This window comes from Roseateles chitinivorans (genome assembly GCF_050632235.1).
Taxonomy (GTDB): domain Bacteria; phylum Pseudomonadota; class Gammaproteobacteria; order Burkholderiales; family Burkholderiaceae_C; genus Roseateles; species Roseateles chitinivorans_A.
On the sequence record NZ_CP192584.1, the window covers coordinates 3,570,177 to 3,585,110 of the forward strand.

Annotated in this window: 15 protein-coding genes and 1 pseudogene; 10 read left to right on the forward strand and 6 right to left on the reverse strand. The window is 60.6% G+C overall.

Going from position 1 to position 14,934, the window contains the following annotated elements:
• The first annotated feature begins 106 nt into the window (after nucleotides 1–106).
• From ACQ859_RS16335 to ACQ859_RS16350, 4 genes and pseudogenes are all read left to right on the forward strand, one after another.
• Entirely contained in the window at nucleotides 107–484 is a 378-nt protein-coding gene (locus ACQ859_RS16335; RefSeq protein ID WP_431266574.1) for a helix-turn-helix transcriptional regulator, read from the forward strand.
• A gap of 112 nt (nucleotides 485–596) precedes the next feature.
• Nucleotides 597–938: a hypothetical protein gene (locus ACQ859_RS16340; RefSeq protein ID WP_431261828.1), complete on the forward strand. Its 342-nt coding sequence runs from the start codon at nucleotides 597–599 to the stop codon at nucleotides 936–938.
• 46 nt (nucleotides 939–984) lie between these two features.
• Nucleotides 985–1,952: pseudogene (locus ACQ859_RS16345) on the forward strand (IS3 family transposase); the annotation flags it as partial.
• Between the two features lie 267 nt (nucleotides 1,953–2,219).
• A complete protein-coding gene (locus ACQ859_RS16350; RefSeq protein WP_431261829.1) occupies nucleotides 2,220–2,678 on the forward strand; it encodes a hypothetical protein in 459 nt (152 codons plus the stop codon).
• 471 nt (nucleotides 2,679–3,149) lie between these two features.
• Here ACQ859_RS16350 and ACQ859_RS16355 read toward each other — a convergent pair whose 3' ends face one another.
• Nucleotides 3,150–4,100, reverse strand: a complete 951-nt coding sequence (locus ACQ859_RS16355; protein WP_431261830.1) for a tyrosine-type recombinase/integrase — start codon at nucleotides 4,098–4,100, stop codon at nucleotides 3,150–3,152.
• Nucleotides 4,101–4,167: 67 nt separating this feature from the next.
• Between ACQ859_RS16355 and ACQ859_RS16360 the strand changes: the two genes are divergently transcribed.
• Nucleotides 4,168–5,508, forward strand: coding sequence for an SAM-dependent methyltransferase (locus tag ACQ859_RS16360; RefSeq protein ID WP_431261831.1), 1,341 nt, complete (start codon nucleotides 4,168–4,170; stop codon nucleotides 5,506–5,508).
• 3 nt (nucleotides 5,509–5,511) lie between these two features.
• On the opposite strand, the gene ACQ859_RS16365 is transcribed toward ACQ859_RS16360, so the two are convergent.
• From ACQ859_RS16365 to ACQ859_RS16380, 4 genes are all read right to left on the reverse strand, one after another.
• Nucleotides 5,512–6,630, reverse strand: a complete 1,119-nt coding sequence (locus tag ACQ859_RS16365) for a hypothetical protein (RefSeq protein ID WP_431261832.1) — start codon at nucleotides 6,628–6,630, stop codon at nucleotides 5,512–5,514.
• Entirely contained in the window at nucleotides 6,627–7,235 is a 609-nt protein-coding gene (locus tag ACQ859_RS16370; RefSeq protein ID WP_431261833.1) for a hypothetical protein, read from the reverse strand. Before ACQ859_RS16370 ends, ACQ859_RS16365 begins: the two co-directional genes overlap by 4 nt.
• 41 nt (nucleotides 7,236–7,276) lie before the next feature.
• Entirely contained in the window at nucleotides 7,277–9,349 is a 2,073-nt protein-coding gene (locus ACQ859_RS16375; protein WP_431261834.1) for a hypothetical protein, read from the reverse strand.
• A gap of 403 nt (nucleotides 9,350–9,752) precedes the next feature.
• Nucleotides 9,753–10,106 (reverse strand): hypothetical protein, encoded by a 354-nt coding sequence (locus tag ACQ859_RS16380; protein WP_431261835.1) that lies wholly within the window; start codon nucleotides 10,104–10,106, stop codon nucleotides 9,753–9,755.
• 216 nt (nucleotides 10,107–10,322) lie between these two features.
• Here ACQ859_RS16380 and ACQ859_RS16385 point away from each other — a divergent pair, with 216 nt between their 5' ends.
• From ACQ859_RS16385 to ACQ859_RS16395, 3 genes are all read left to right on the forward strand, one after another.
• The gene (locus ACQ859_RS16385) at nucleotides 10,323–10,802 is read left to right on the forward strand and encodes a helix-turn-helix transcriptional regulator (RefSeq protein WP_431261836.1); all 480 of its coding nucleotides are present in this window, start codon (nucleotides 10,323–10,325) and stop codon (nucleotides 10,800–10,802) included.
• Between the two features lie 116 nt (nucleotides 10,803–10,918).
• Complete coding sequence (locus ACQ859_RS16390) at nucleotides 10,919–11,482, forward strand: ImmA/IrrE family metallo-endopeptidase (RefSeq protein WP_431261837.1); 564 nt, start codon at nucleotides 10,919–10,921, stop codon at nucleotides 11,480–11,482.
• 42 nt (nucleotides 11,483–11,524) lie between these two features.
• Nucleotides 11,525–12,007 (forward strand): hypothetical protein, encoded by a 483-nt coding sequence (locus ACQ859_RS16395; RefSeq protein WP_431261838.1) that lies wholly within the window; start codon nucleotides 11,525–11,527, stop codon nucleotides 12,005–12,007.
• Nucleotides 12,008–12,139: 132 nt separating this feature from the next.
• On the opposite strand, the gene ACQ859_RS16400 is transcribed toward ACQ859_RS16395, so the two are convergent.
• Nucleotides 12,140–12,589 carry a hypothetical protein gene (locus tag ACQ859_RS16400; RefSeq protein ID WP_431261839.1) on the reverse strand — a complete coding sequence of 150 codons (450 nt, stop codon included), beginning with the start codon at nucleotides 12,587–12,589 and terminating at the stop codon, nucleotides 12,140–12,142.
• 783 nt (nucleotides 12,590–13,372) lie between these two features.
• Between ACQ859_RS16400 and ACQ859_RS16405 the strand changes: the two genes are divergently transcribed.
• Nucleotides 13,373–13,867, forward strand: a complete 495-nt coding sequence (locus tag ACQ859_RS16405; protein ID WP_431261840.1) for a hypothetical protein — start codon at nucleotides 13,373–13,375, stop codon at nucleotides 13,865–13,867.
• 160 nt (nucleotides 13,868–14,027) lie between these two features.
• Nucleotides 14,028–14,930: a site-specific integrase gene (locus tag ACQ859_RS16410; protein ID WP_431261841.1), complete on the forward strand. Its 903-nt coding sequence runs from the start codon at nucleotides 14,028–14,030 to the stop codon at nucleotides 14,928–14,930.
• Nucleotides 14,931–14,934 lie beyond the last annotated feature (4 nt).

A 14,934-nucleotide genomic window follows, 5' to 3' on the forward strand; every position in this document is an offset into this window, starting at 1 on the left:
TCCCTAACGTGTCGTGCTTCAGACCGCGCCGCACGCGAACAAGTGGTCGCCACAGCGCCGGCGCTTGCCGTGCAAAGGTCGCACCATGTCCTCCTACGTTCAACGGATGTCTGTCCTCCCGGACACGGGTTTCCTGCGTCAACCGCAGGTGCTTCTTTTCATCCCCTTCTCCAAATCCACGCTTTGGCGACGCGTCGAGGCGGGTTCCTTTCCCGCGCCTGTCAAGCTGTCGTCGAAGGTGACCGCTTGGCGGGCGGAAGACCTGCGGCTGTGGATCGCGGCGCAGACAGAGGCGGTGGAACCATGGAGGCCGGCGCGGGTGCCGGTTTCCGTCCCGGTGCGGCCGACGGCCGCGGCCCGTGCGCAGGCGGTTCGACCTAGTCGCGCAAGTCGATCGGATAAAACGGAGTCAGCTGGCGGGTCCGGCGGGTCTGCCATTGGCCGTGCTGATCAGCGCCGTGGACGTGGGCGTGCTGCACGCTAGGCCTTGAGCTCGCGCGACGGTGCCCGAGCGCCACCCCGTGTCGTCCATGGAGCCAACTCCGCATTCTTGGGGCGCTGGCCTGCCATAGCGGGTCATCGCCGCGCATGTTTGCATGCTCACGACACCGAGTGAGATCGTCGCCGTACCAAGTCGTTCGAGCAAACGCAGGATCGTCGACCGCGCAAGGATGGTGGCCATCAATTTTCTTTGTTTCCAAGCAGACAATGCCGCTGAGGAAGTATCTTGGCGCCGTGAGGAGTTGGGGACGGACCGCAGCCGCGTCGACCTGGTAATCGTGGGGATCTATATGTCCGTCAAATTCGTGATCGGTGAGTACCGTCTGTTGTGGGAAGCGCTGAAGCGTCACCAATCGGAGCTGGAGAGTGAGTTTGCCGTGACCGAGGACGACCAACTCGTCGTGGACGACAAGCTGTTCAGTTCCGCGTACGTGTGACCCACCGGGGATGCGGACGAAAACTTGGACTACCAGGAGGTAGTTCATGTATTCCTACGAAGACAGAATCCGAGCCGTCGAGCTCTACATCAAGCTGGGCAAGCGAGTCAGGCCCACCATCAGACAGCTGGGTTACCCCACGAAGAATTCCCTGAAGGGCTGGTACCGAGAGTACGAGCAACGTCTCGATTTGCCAGCGTGCTACGCAGGCCGGGAACCGAAGTTCTCGCAGGCGCAGAAAGCGGCAGCTGTCGAGCACTACCTCACTCACGATCGATGCATTGCTGCCACCATGAGAGCATTGGGCTACCCCGGTCGTGGGACGCTGACCACATGGGTTCGTGAGGCCCTTCCTGAGATCAGAAGAGCCGTCGTTGGCACTGCGGGCCGACGAAGCTACTCCGAGACCTTGAAGCAAGCGGGAGTCATGGAGCTTTGCACTCGGCAGGAAAGTGCGCAGGCCGTGGCTGAGAAATTCGGTGTGTGCCGGCCAACGTTGTACAACTGGAAGAACCAACTTCTGGGACGTGAAGCACCCGCATCCATGAAACACACTAACCAATCTCCGCCGGCGCGAGAGCGGGAGGAACTCGTGCGCCAGCTTGCGTTGCTTCGGCTCGAGGTCAGGCAACTGCGGCTTGAGCAGGACCTCTTGAACAAGGCCAATGAACTGTTAAAAAAGGCCTGGGCGTCGATCTGCAACTCCTGTCCAACCGGGAGAAGACACTGCTGATTGACGCCCTCAGGGAGCAATATGCGTTGCCAGAGCTGCTCGCACAGTTGGATCTTGCGCGTAGCTCCTATTTCTACCATCGGGCCCGTACAGCGGTGGGCGACAAATATCTCTCGGTGCGGCAAGCCATTACCGACATCTTCGAGTCGAACCATCGCTGCTACGGCTATCGCAGGCTGCAAGCCTCTCTGACCCGGCAGGACGTCGCGATCTCCGAGAAGGTGGTGCAGCGGTTGATGAAACAGGAAAGCCTGGTCGTTGCAAAGCCCAGGCGGCGCAGGTAGGCGCCCAGACCCAGGTCGTTGAGGACCTTCGTGCGCAGGCGGCGCTGGCAACCAGCACTCACGAGAGTCTTCTTGCGCGAACCGCAGAGCTGTCCCAGCGCAACCTGGAGCTAGAGCGCGAAGTTGCGGCGACGAAAGCATCGGCACTGGCTCAAGATCAGTTGATGAAGGGCGTGCTCGCACGCATCGGCGCGCCTGCCGCGCCTTCGCGCAGCCATGCCGGCGATCGATCGTGATCGCTCAACCCCTCGTGAGCTTCGTCCTATGAGTCACCTGCTTGATCGCCTCGCCCGAGCGCTCGGCTACCACACCTCAGAAGAACTGCGACAAGCTGAGGTTCGCGCCCTGCGAGCTGCTCAGCCGCCAGCAAGCGATCCCAGTGCGCCCATCCAGGATGAATCCGGAGCGACCGCCGAAGGGGTGAGCAATCCCGAGGCGCCCATCGGCCATCTTAAGTACTTCGTGGCGTACTCGTTCTCCGCGAGCCGCGGCACGGGTTTCGGATCGTGCGAGGTCTCGTTAAACCACCCCATCCGATCCAGCAAGGACACCCAGGCGATCGCCGAAGCCGTGGCTCGCCGATTCGCGCACGACCCCGGCCCCAAGGCGGTTGTTGTCATCCTCAACTGGCGTCGATATGAGGAGCCAGAGCCGCCCGACGGCGGCCGTGAAGACATCCCCGACGAGGAGAATGCTCCGGTGCTGTTGCGATTGGTCGCATAAACCATATTGTGCGCTCCCGCAAGGACTGGATGTCGCGCGATCGCCGCCATCCTGGGCGGTACACAGCGCGCCGACGCGAGGCTCCACGCCAGTAGAAAGACCCAGGCAACCCGCTTCCAATCCACACGGAAGTGGGACAGTCCGCTGGCGATCCGCTTCGTCCACAGAGGCTGGACTTTTCGCTCCATGACCGATGTCGTTACGTGCGCGCCGCTTTGTCGGCCCGGTTGGAGTTGTTCATGAAACGAGTGAGAGTCGCCGCCGGAAAGTTCGTAATGATCAGCCAGGCCTTGACTGAGAAGGCGACGCGGCTACGCATGCTCACGAAAGTTGAGGCCGACGCACTCGCTGATTTGGAGCCTAGGGCAACTGCTGGGCCGATGGCGGGGTACGCGCTCCGACATAGACGCAAGCACAAGCCTGGTTAGATGACAGAGAACGGCCACGCGTCGCCAAGGAGGTGTCGAGCCCCTATTGGCCTTGCAGCCTAAGCTGCGCGTGCAAGTCCCGGATCATTCGCTCCCTCTGTGAGGGGCTAGGCGGGGTGCCGCGAGTTTTCTGGGGACGACCGAGCTGATGCTCGATGGCGCCTACCGATTCGCTCACACCGGGCGTCGCCAGGGCAATGAATCCCGCTCGGATGGAGCGTCCTCCGAGTTGACGTGAGTCGCTCGACGCATTCTGTGTTGGCCAAGCCTTGAGCAGGCGCCAAGCTGCCGACGCAGAGATGGCGATTTCCGATCGCAGACTGCAGATCAGCGCAGCTTCAGCCGACACCTCGCTGCCGCGCTGAAGTCTGCGCCGGAAGTAGCACTCAAGATGCTCTACCAGGCACGGCGGCAGCAACACCTCTTGCTCACGCCAAGCAACTTGCAGAGCGCCAGAGCCGTCCTGATTGATCAACAGATCACTTCGCCGCAGCCGTGCAATCTCTTTGGGGCGCAGGCCACCCCAGAAAGCCAGACCGATCGCGCATCGAATGCGGATTCTGTGCTCGTCGTCGTCTTGCCCGCTCCCGGTCAAGATCGGCCCAAGGTCGGGGGCGGCGATCGTGGGTGACTCATGCGACTGAGGTGCGCCTCGATAGCTGCCCGGCTCCGGCTGCCAAGCTAGCCAGCGCCTGCCGGCGCAATATCGAAAGAAGGCTCGCGTGATGCGCGCCGCCTGCAGTGCGCTGGAGGTCTTCAGCGCTGGCCTGCGTCGCGAATCCACCCCGCCGCGGTTGCCGACGCTGGCAGCTAGATAGCTGTCCCAATCTTGCCGCGTCACTTCGCCAAGCTCCGTTGCACCGGCCTTTGCGCAGTACTCCAGCAGTCGCTTGATCTCGCCAGAGTAGGCCGCTTGCGTCGCGGGCGACAGATGCGCGCAGGCCTCTCTCCAGCGCATAGCGGCGCCTTCCAACGAGATCACGTCCAGATTCATATCCAAATTATGTACATAATTTCGAATTAAGGATAGAGTCCGTACGAACGCACAATCCAGGCCTGCCATGCGAAATCCACCCGAGCGCTATCTCCAGACCCTACGCGAGCACTTCGCGCAGGCGCCGCAGTGGTTTGGCCCACAGTCGGCGGGGCAGCCAAGCGCTCGCGGCACGGCCACCGGCGCCGCGTTGACGACTTACCAGGACGGCAAAGAAACTGCCTTTCAGCGCTGGTTCCACTTCAAGGAAGCGTTCTCACCAGAGTTCGTCACCGCAGCTGCAGGCTCCCTCGGCTATCGCCCCAGGCATGTGATTGATCCGTTCGGAGGGTCCGGGACCAGTGCGATCACGTCGCAGTTGCTGTCGGTGGATGCGACGACGGTGGAAGTGAACCCGTTCCTGGCTGACGTCATCAAAGCCAAGGTCAGCCCACTGACCGCCGACAAGCTACGCTCCGCAGCCGCAGACTTTCAGGCCCAACTGGCCGGCATGAGGCCTGATCTCGCGCGGCTGGATCATCTTCCAGCGACTTTTGTGGAGGCGCCGGAGAAGGATCGATGGATATTCCCCCGCGATGTGGCGGAGCGCCTGGCGCAGTACCTCACCTGCATCGAGTCGATTGAAGACACCGATGTGCTGAGATTCTTCCGAGTTGTGCTTGGCGCCGTGCTGGTGGACTGCAGCAACGTTTACGTCAATGGCAAGGGTCGGCGCTACCGCGGTGCATGGAAGCAGAATCAGCCGTCGCCTGAGCGGCTGGATGAGTTCTTCGGTCGCCAGTTCAACACATCCTTTGAAGACGTACTGCGGTTTGAGGACCGCCCTCGGTCGCGAGTAACAGTGATCAACGGGGACTCACGCTCTGCTCTCGAACAACTGCAGGAGGAGGCCGATCTGATCGTCTTCTCACCGCCGTATCCGAACTCGTTCGACTACACCGACATCTACAACGTTGAACTCTGGGTACTCGGCTACATCGGCTCGTCCGCCGACAACCATGCACTGCGCAATCAAACGCTTCGCTCACACGTACAGATCCGGCGCGGATACGACGGGCCGGTGGGCGAGTCTGCGACGCTTAAGCGCACGTTGACCGCGCTGGGTGAGAAACGCCAAGCACTTTGGGCAACGGATATTCCGGAGATGGTTGGAGCCTACTTCCGTGACCTTGAGCGGATCCTGGAGCAAAGTCGACGGCTTTTGGTGCCCAACGGGCGCATCATGATGGTCGTAGGAGACTCGCGCTATGCCAACGTGCGAATCGAGGTCGCAACCATCCTCGCCGAGCTTGCTCGCAGCATGGGCTTTGGCCGCGTGACCACCAAGGAAGTTCGTCAGATGCGCTCAAGTGCCCAGCAGGGTGGCGAGTATCAGCTCTCAGAGAGCATCGTGGAGCTGGGGCACTGAAAGCTACGGCGGCGCCGCCGCCGGGGGCGGAGCGCCTGATGAGGGCGGCGGAGCTCCGCCATGGGGATAGCGATTCTTCCGATGCTCCTCGTTGGAGTTCGTGATCCAGTATCGTCGCGCGATCACCTCATATGGCGCCGCAGCTTTTGTGATCTCATCCTCAAGCTCCTTCAACTCTCCCGCGCAGAAGTCGTAAACGCAGAGGAAGGCGGCTGTGAGCTGCTCCTTGTCGCGATAGCCGGCGGCCTGTGCAACACCTGAGACCGCCCAGTCGAGGTTCTCCTTCAGCTTGCGGGGCGTAGGTTTGGTCGTTCCCGCCTTAGGCGTCGCAAAATCGCGGGTGGTCTTCAACTCCATGACAGCGCTTGCGTCGACTGAGTTGCGTGGGCGCACGACGATGTCCATTCGACCATTTCCGCTGACATCTTCTTGGCGGATGTTCGCGCGGTCCGCGAAACACCCGAGCAAGAAGTGCCACAACGCTTCCTGGACAACGGATTCAGGGCTCGGCACGACAATTCGTTGGGTACTGTCAACCCACCATTTCCGGGTCTGCCTGGCAACTTCCTCGTAGAAGATGTTCAGGCTCTGATCGATGCGACTCAGATCCATCACAACCTTCGCGTCGTCGAGCGTGCGACGGCTTGGGTTGGTCTCCGCGTCGAGACCGTGAGGCCAAATCCAGAGTTCGGTCGCGCTCATGAGGGCCAGGGTGAGCTGGTTGTTGAGGCCGGCCTTATCGATTGCCGCCTCGGCATCGTTGGAGCTTGCGATTGGCTCTGGGCAAACGAACGCTCCCGCCTCAAGCCGGCCGATAGCAAATTGGCCGGCCAGCGGGTCTGCCACACGAGAGCCGAGCATGCGGCGGCGGGTCCAGCCCATGGCGCTGCCTCGATCACTCCAGTCGGACGCGTAGCAGATCACGAAGGGCGAGGGCAGTTCCTCGCCTTTCGCTCGTAGGTGACGCGCATGCTCGACCAGGATGCGCGTCCAGCTATCCAGAAATGCTTCTTTGCTGCCGGCATCCGCAACAGCAACAGCCGTTCCGGCGGTGACCACGGCTTCAACGGCGGCAGGCACAGCGCCACCCATGCCGACGGCTTGAGAGGGGATGGTGCTCATTCGGTAGCCAGGGCCTTATCCAGATAGTCGCAATACAGCCGAACGCCGTCCCGCTGAGCGTCTGGCCTCAGCGCACGCAGACGATCAATCAGGAGGCGTGCGAGCTCCAAGTTGCGGTTCTCTCTCTTCCATTCCGAAAAGTCGACCACCTCACCATCCATGATCTTCATATCGCCATAGTTGGCATCAATCGGTCCGATCCCAGAGCTTGCGTCAAGGAATCGCCCGAAGCAGGCGCAGACCAGTTCCCGCATGAGCTTGGCCGTTCGCGCCGCCTCGTTGGAGTGCGCGACCAGCGCCTTGCTGATTTGTTGGCCCCTTGGGCCCAGCCCATAGTGGGCCGACATCCGCCCCTTGGCACCGAAGTCAACTTCGTCGATCTGCAGGACGCCGCAGAAGGCCAGCTGATCGATCTCTTGCTGCACGTCGGGGAAGAATGGGTGCGACCCACGCTTAAGCACTCGTCCTCGCACGCGGGTGACCTCAAACAGATCGGCCAAGGTGTTGGCCAGGTAGAGCACCACGTGCAGCTGTGGGGTTGTGATGGGCGTGATGCCCATGAGGTCAGCTTCGGCAACGCACAGCACGACCCAGGCCTTCCACATGCCCGCGCTCTCAAGAGAGGGAGAGGAGGCGCCATGAGTACTCATGCCGCCGGCTCCAAAGCTCGACGCTCCGGATAGATCGCATGATCTCGCTCCTGTTCGTACGCGGCGCGGAAGCGCTCCAGCGCACGAGTAGGTGCAGCAATCTTCAAAAGGTCCAGGACGTGCTCGTGGCGATCTTCTGCCGGGATGGCTCGCGGTCTCTGCGTAGCGGCGTCATCGACCACCTGCTCGTAAAAGCGCGGGTCGGGATGCACGCCAAAGAGCGCTGGGATCATCTCCTCCCGATTAACGTTGGACGAGGCGATCAGGCGCGTTGCCTGGGCTGCGTCACTCTTTGTGGCAAAGCGTCGCAGGAGATCCGCAGCCCGCGGCACGAACACGGAATCAAGGCTGGCTTCGGGAGTTTCCAGAATCAGCATCGTTGGCGCTCCAGGTGATGCCAGCGCGAGCAGCGCCATTCGGAACGCCAGATCGATGAACTCCTTCTGAGACTCCGAGACTGATTGACCGGCTTCACGTACGGTGGCGCCATCTCGATGAGCGCCCGACGTGAGCGCCGGAATGAAGTGCGGAAAAGGAAACTCGTCGGTGCCGGTGCGCTGGCCCAGCGGCCGCACGCGAGGCGCGTACTTGATGGCGCATTCCTCGGCCAAGAAGCCACTGATGTACCCGGAGAATGCCGCTTCGACCTGTGCGGAGACCGCTCGCACCTCCTGATCGATCGCCTCGGCGATTTCTTTGAACTGGCCGGAAAGCTCCTGCCTCTCGACCTCCAGATTGTTCAACGCCGCCTCAAATGCCAGCAGGCCATCTTTCAGCGCCTCGCGCCGCTGCATCACTTCCGGCAGGTTCTCCCCAAGCGCCTTGACCTGCTGCTCTAATTCAACGACACGCGCCGTCGCGGCGACCAGAGCAGCGGACACCTGCGAGTACTCAGCTTCAGCGTCGCGCAGGGGTTGCTCCATTCGCAGCAAATCGGCCTCCGCTTCGACGATCTCCGCCCGTTTTTGCTCAATCGCCTCGCCGGCATGGGGGGCGGTGCCCTCGTGCGCGTTCTGCTCCAGCGGGCTATCGCAGACCGGACATGTATTCATGTACAACTTGCCCTCGATCTTCTCCTTGACCGAAGGGCTCTTGCTGCCACACACCAAGCAACCACCTCCCGCTTCAAACTTCGCCAGCAGATACCGAGCCTGCTGGGAGAGATTGGGGAAGAAACTCCCATAGAAGGCGTTGAGCTGGGAGGCTAGGTCGGTACGCTTGTCATAGATCTCTTGGCGCCGGTTCTCCATCTGCCCCCGCAACCCGTCGCGGGTACTCGCAAGCTCGTTCTTCCGCTGTGTAAGGGCCTTCAGATCGTCGCGACGGGCCTCCAAGGTCTGGATGGCCATCTCGATCTGACCACCCTCAATCGTGGTCGTCTGCTGTTCGACCTTGCGGCGCTGCCTGAAGACAACCGCATGCATGTTGCGGTACTCACTGTCCTTGCTGAGCAGGGCATTGAAGAGCTTGACGTACTGCGTTCGTCGCTCTCCAGTGTCGCCAAAGAGGATGCTCAGAATTTCTCCCTGCGCCGCCTGATCCCACACGAGGCTTCTGCGATCCTCAAGGTAGAAGACGATGTATCGAAGGAGGAAGACAAAGTCATCGAACGATGCCAAGCCCGAGGCCGATCGAACCATCTCCTTGTAGGTGCCCTCCATCTGGGCGCTGCGGGTGACCGGGATCGCCTGCTGATCGACGTGCATCTCCAAGATGTCGAGGTTGGCCAGCGACCGGGTGACTTCGAAGAAGTGCACGCCCAGAGTGAACCAGACAGTCACTTTTGCATCGACTGCATCGTCTGGAACGCGCTTGCGGAACCAGGCGCGATCCGAAGGAATCAACCGTCGACGCGTATCCCCAAGCGACTCGTCCGCAGGCACATCCGTAGGACCCGTGAGGGAGCGCAGCAGCATGTTGAGCAAGGTCGTCTTGCCCAGGCCGTTGATGCCGACAATGACGTTGACGCCATCAACGAAGGAGTGATCCAGGCCGGGTTGCTCCGGCGTTCCGACATACAGCGCATAGTCAGAGACGCGCACGCGCTGAAGCACGGGGAAGTTGACCATGTGGCCTCCTCAGGAATGGGGCGGGAGGAGGGGCACGGCGCCGAAGCCAAAAAGTGGCTGGGGCGATTGATAAAGTTGAGGGCGCATGACCGCGCGCCGCAGCCGGTAAGGCGCCAAGGAGTTGATTGCTTGCATTTCCCTGAATCGTTTAATGCGGACTCTTGGCCTTCGGCCGGCCCGCTTGGAGAGCAATGTACTCGAAACAATTTGTCTCTGTTTTGTCGGTTTCCCTAAAGACGCTTCGCGATGAACCGCAATCGTGCTGTTGGCTCGCCCTGGAGTCAGCCAGACCGAAGGAAAGAGCCCTGTCTGGTCGAGCTACCTTAAGGCTGAGGCCCTCAACGCCAGGTCAGTCGCCGGCCATTCGTTGCCCGTGCGCGAATTTGTCGCCCCCCCCAACGCCTCACAGCGAGTGACGACGGCGTCGGGGCTTAGAACCGGCGGCGTCCGTCGCGGACTCATCGAGGGTTGTCGCAATCATCGCGGCGACGATCTCCGCATGTATCAACGGCTTGTGGGGGTACCGCAGATCAGCGAACTCAAGAAGCGCCTGGTCAGCCTTTGCGCCATTCACTAAGAGGAAGCGGAGCAGATCCGGGTCCCCGTTAATGATCGCTGCCCTCGCCGGCCTCATGCCGGCCGCCGTCGCTTCGTTGAGATCGTCGGTGAGCCGAACGCTCAAAGTGGCCTGGCATGCGGAGCCGCTGAAGATGTGCCGGATGAGCTCTTCGTTGACCTGGAATGCTTGTGCTCGCATGTGGAACTTTCATACTGAGAGGGGTGGGGCGCAGTGACAGGCCGCAGGGCCGCGGTTGGCATGGTTGCGACGCATGATCGGACGAGGCGACACCAGGTGCGCAGCCCGGTGGACAGGCCGCTTAGCCTAGTGTTGGGCGCATTTGATGCTGAATGTCCTCGGCCATGGAGCGCTAGGAATCTTGCACCGAGGCGTTTGCAAGCATAGAATGTGGGGATGAACATGTTCGCCCGATCAGCAGAGGCTGCTGGTCCTGAAGTCGCTCGCCCCCATGGACCTACTGGGGGGCGCGTGCGTGCTGCCCGGGAGCTAGCGAAGCTTACACAGGCGCAGCTCTCTGATCGGGTAGGTTTCGGAGACCGCCAGACGCTGTCCGCCATTGAGAATGGCGAACGACGGCTCCAACCCAGCGAGTTGATCAAAATCAGCAAGGTGCTGGAGCGCCCATTGGAATGGTTTATCGATCCATTTGTGGTCGAGGGCGAAGCACATTTCTCTTGGCGAGTTTCTCGGGCGGTGACCGACAACGCCTTGTATGCGTTCGAGGCAAAGGTCGGACGGATGGTCGGACTGCTGCGACATCTCAAGGTTGCCTTAAAGGGGAAGTCGCCGCTCTTAATACCCACCCTGCGGGCATCTGAAGAATCATCCTTTGAAGAAGCCTGGCTCTGGGGGAGGGTATTGCCAAGCAACTAGAGCTCGGTCTCATCCCATCGGCGACTCTTTTCGAGGCAATCGAGAATAAACTCGATATTCCTGTTCTATATATTGACACCCACAGGGACGACTCGCCTCAGGCAGTTTCTGGCGCAATGTGCCGACTGCTTGATCTTGAGGTGATTGTCATTAATAGGCAGGAGCCGCTTGGGCGCAGAAACTTTGACTTGGCCCATGAGCTTTTCCACGCGCTCACCTGGGATGCGCTGAAGCCACTTCATCGCGAAGATCCAGAGGAAAAACCTACGGGAAAGCGCATTAAGCGTATTGAGCAGCTGGCTGATAATTTTGCAGCAGGCCTGCTCATGCCCCGAGATAGCTTGGAAAAGCTGATTCCCAAAGATAAGTTTGACGATGTGCAGTACCTTGCCACCATCGCACGCGAACTCCAGGTTTCTAACGGGGCGTTGGCCTACAGGCTTTTTAATGCGCGCATGGTGAACACCACCACGCGCGATGCGTTGAGGAAATTCCCATCCCCAAAGGATGAAATTCAGCGCCCCCAACGCTTTTCCGCTTCTTTTGTATCGTTGCTCCACGACGGTATTGCCCGTGGTCACGTGTCCTCCAGAAAGGCAGCTCTGGCTCTGTCTTTGAACCTGGAAGAACTCGCCGACCTCTTACGGGAACACGGGAAGCCGGTGCCCTTCGCCGCGTAGGTTGCGTAAATGGCCAAGCCAAGGGTGGTTTTGGATTCGTGCGTGATCATCGAGGCCTTCCGCAGCAAAGTGTGGAAAGCCTTGGCTAACCATTTCAGTCTGGAGACTGTGGCGTGCTGCGTTGAGGAGTGCTTGTCTGGCGATCCGTTGCGCCCCGGGTGGATTCCTGTGGACCGGGAGGAACTGATTGGAGGCTTGGCAGCTGTCCATGACGTGAATGACGAGATGCTTGCCATGCTTGCCATCGAGCGACCCGAGCTGCCCGCGCTAGATCCCGGCGAATTGCATCTACTCGCGTGGCTGAACGCACATCCTCAAGAGAACGTGTTGACCGCTTTGTCGACGGCAGACCGTGCAGCGGCCCGTGGCACCCACGTGCTCGGCTTGCTCGACATCCTCGCGTCTCTGGAAGAGCTGTGCGGTCAAGCCGGCGTCGGTGGCAGACAAGTCAAAGGACTCCAGGAGCACTTCCAAGAGGCCTGGCTGTCGAAGCTTCGTCTCCAACTCCGAACAGGCGTGCTCTGAGGCGGCAGTCGACCGACTCTCTTTTGGCTGGGCGGGCTTCGTTGCCAAAGTCGGTAAGCGAGGGTAGGGCGCCCGGCGGCCCTTGCATACGCCGAATCACCGTGCGCAGCCTGGAGACTTGTGGTCCTCCGATCAGGGGAGGAATTTCAGCATGGCAGCCTGAGTCAAAGTCTTCGGTCCGCCCTTCACGCGAACCAGTTCCTTGATGATGGCCGCTTGGAAGGCCTTGTTGCTCCCTCCGGTGAACTCGACGTGTCTAAGCGCTTGCAAATAAGTGCGAATGATCGTCAGCTTGCCGTCGGGAGCACCCAAAGAATACGGGCTGCAGGACTCGCACCAGCAAACGAGGGAGATGCTATTGGAGTAGACCGAGGCTCGCGTAGCTGGTGACTTGCAAGCCGAGCAAGAGCCCGAAAACGGCTTCCCGTCCAGATCTTGGATATGCCGCTTCGCCTCTCGAATGAGACTCAAGAGCTGCCCGTTCGGATTCTCCTTTGAAAACATCCAGCGTACGTAGGAAGGATCCTTCAACGTGACGTACTGGCTGCTCTTGCCGGGATGCTTCCCAAAATCGATCTGCATCGAGTTCTCCCTGTGCGCTACTATTCTCTAGAATTGGCCTAGTCGACGACCCGCAGTCTTACGAAGGCTACCGCCAACGAAGTAAGCTTCCCATCGGGGAGTACTCGGCCCTTTCGAGATCTCCAGGCGAGGGTTGCAGCGCATCACGCTTAACGCAAAGTTGCTTGGCAACTCATTTGTTGCCATCAAAGAGGCCATCACCAGCGGCTTTCGTAGGAAGCGCGATGCCGGATATCTGGCTATCGTTACTGTCTCACACCTGGAGAAATTCGCGCTTGGCTGCCTAACGGCATCGTGGGACGACGGGACGGAGATGGGGCCACCCGCCGGCGACAACGACTGCCATGCACCTACGGCCCAGCGTCCAGAATTTGCGCCGCTTGAGCTGAACGTCGAATGGAAGTCGATCCCTCGGGATCTCATGTATGCGATCTTCAGGATTCCCGACGAGCGAGAGCGCTTAACGGGCAAGGCTCGGCGCCATCTACGACTTCGACGATCCGCCAGACTAAGATGATTCAGTCACGGACGCAACATAAGCTTTATGGTACGAAGTACGATAACTGGATGATGGCAGCGTATTTACAGCGCGCAGGATAGCCCCGTGCCGCTACTTGCCCGGGCGCTCGGCGACAAGGCTTTCCGAGACATAACAGGCTCCGATGGTCTTCATGACTTGGCCCTTCGCAGCCTCCGGACCAATGCCTTTTAGAACCCGGCTGTCGCGCACGACACTCGACCACCATGCGCTGTCATCTTTGACCGCCGCAAGTTCTCTTGGGGGTGAGAGCCGTCACCTCGATCAGGAGCTACCTGCAAGGGCATGAAGAGTTGCTGCCAGAGCTCGCCGACCCGGCTGCCTTCAACAAGAAGCTCTGGATGTCGTACCTCAAGGCGAACCACGATTTGTACTTGGACCTGATCAACAAGGTCGAACAGGCTGCCGTGCGATCATCTGAGATCGAGACGAAGGCCGGTCAAGAACACACGCAATGGCAAGGAGCCCGCCGTGGCACCTCCGCTCAATGGATGGGTTCGGCCGTTGGTACCGGAATTGCGTTCTCACCGTGCCGCTCCGATCTGGCGCGTTGCACCTTGAACTCAGCAATGATTTGCGCCTGTTTCGGCCGTTTGTCGACGACGGTTTTTGGCCATCATCATCAGTTCACTTCGCCTGTCACGACCGGCGGCAATCCCTGCAGAGCTATCGCTCGCGGAACTCAGGCCTGGTTCGAGCTGGAGGTCCAGAATAGCCAAGATGCGCAGGGCTCGGCCTGAGGCCGTATCTGTTTGTGGAATGGAAGAGGTTCTCCTTTTCATCCTCTGTCGAGCCTGCGGCGCAGTGGCCTGACACCGAAATCCTCAGTGCGGGGCTGGAATTTCGACGGGTCGCCGCCGCGCGCTGTTCAGATGATGCTGCGAACGCCAGGAGGATGCGATGGATCGTGGCAGCCATACTTTGTCCGCTGAATTGCTGCGCCGAGTGCTCGCCGGCGACACCTACGAATCGGCGGCGCGGGCGCACGAGCTCACACGGACAGCCGTGGAGCGTCGGGCGAAGTCCCTGGTTCTTGCGCTGATTCGCGACGGCGCGCTCGCTGGCGTCACCGAAAGCCAAGCGCTTTTCGTGCGCACTTTGAGAAGGCACAGGGGCCGGATCGAGGAGGCGTTGGAAGCGTATGTTCCCGTAAGCTGCGATGAGCCAGTGTCCTCTCCGGTGCTGTCGGATGTCGATGTCCAGTCGGCGCTGCGCCGGGTGCGCCATCGCACCCGCACACCTGAGCGGGACACGGCGATGTTTCTGATCCTTTTGGCTACGGGACTGCGTCCGCTCGAGGTCGCGCGGCTCGAGATCCGCGACTATCTCCGTGCCGACGGAGCGGTGAAGACCAGCTCTCAGCTGCGTGAGGCAGTCGCGACCAATCGACGACTGCGACCCCTGTTCTTCACCAGTTCCGCGGTCCGCGACGCGATCGATGCGTATCTGGCGAAGCGAGCGGATGCGCTGGCGGGCGATCTGGCAGCGTCCTACCGCGGGCTGGACGGCGCCGACGCGCTGTTCCTGAACGAGGAGCAGCGGCGTTTTCAGGTTTTGGCGGTGGCCACGCCCACCGGCACGCGGTACCTGTGCCAGGAGATTCACTACGCCTATCGAAAAATATTCAAGCGTATCGGATGCCCGGGCCTGTCCGCCTTGAGCGTGCGGAGCACGTTCATGGACCGGTTGAGCCGGCGCGGTGCCAACGCGGGGCAGATCGGTGAACTGCTGGGCCTGCGCGAACTGCGGACCCTCAAGCGTCCACTGGTGCGCCTGGACGAGCTGGTGAACGAGCTGGTGTAGGGGA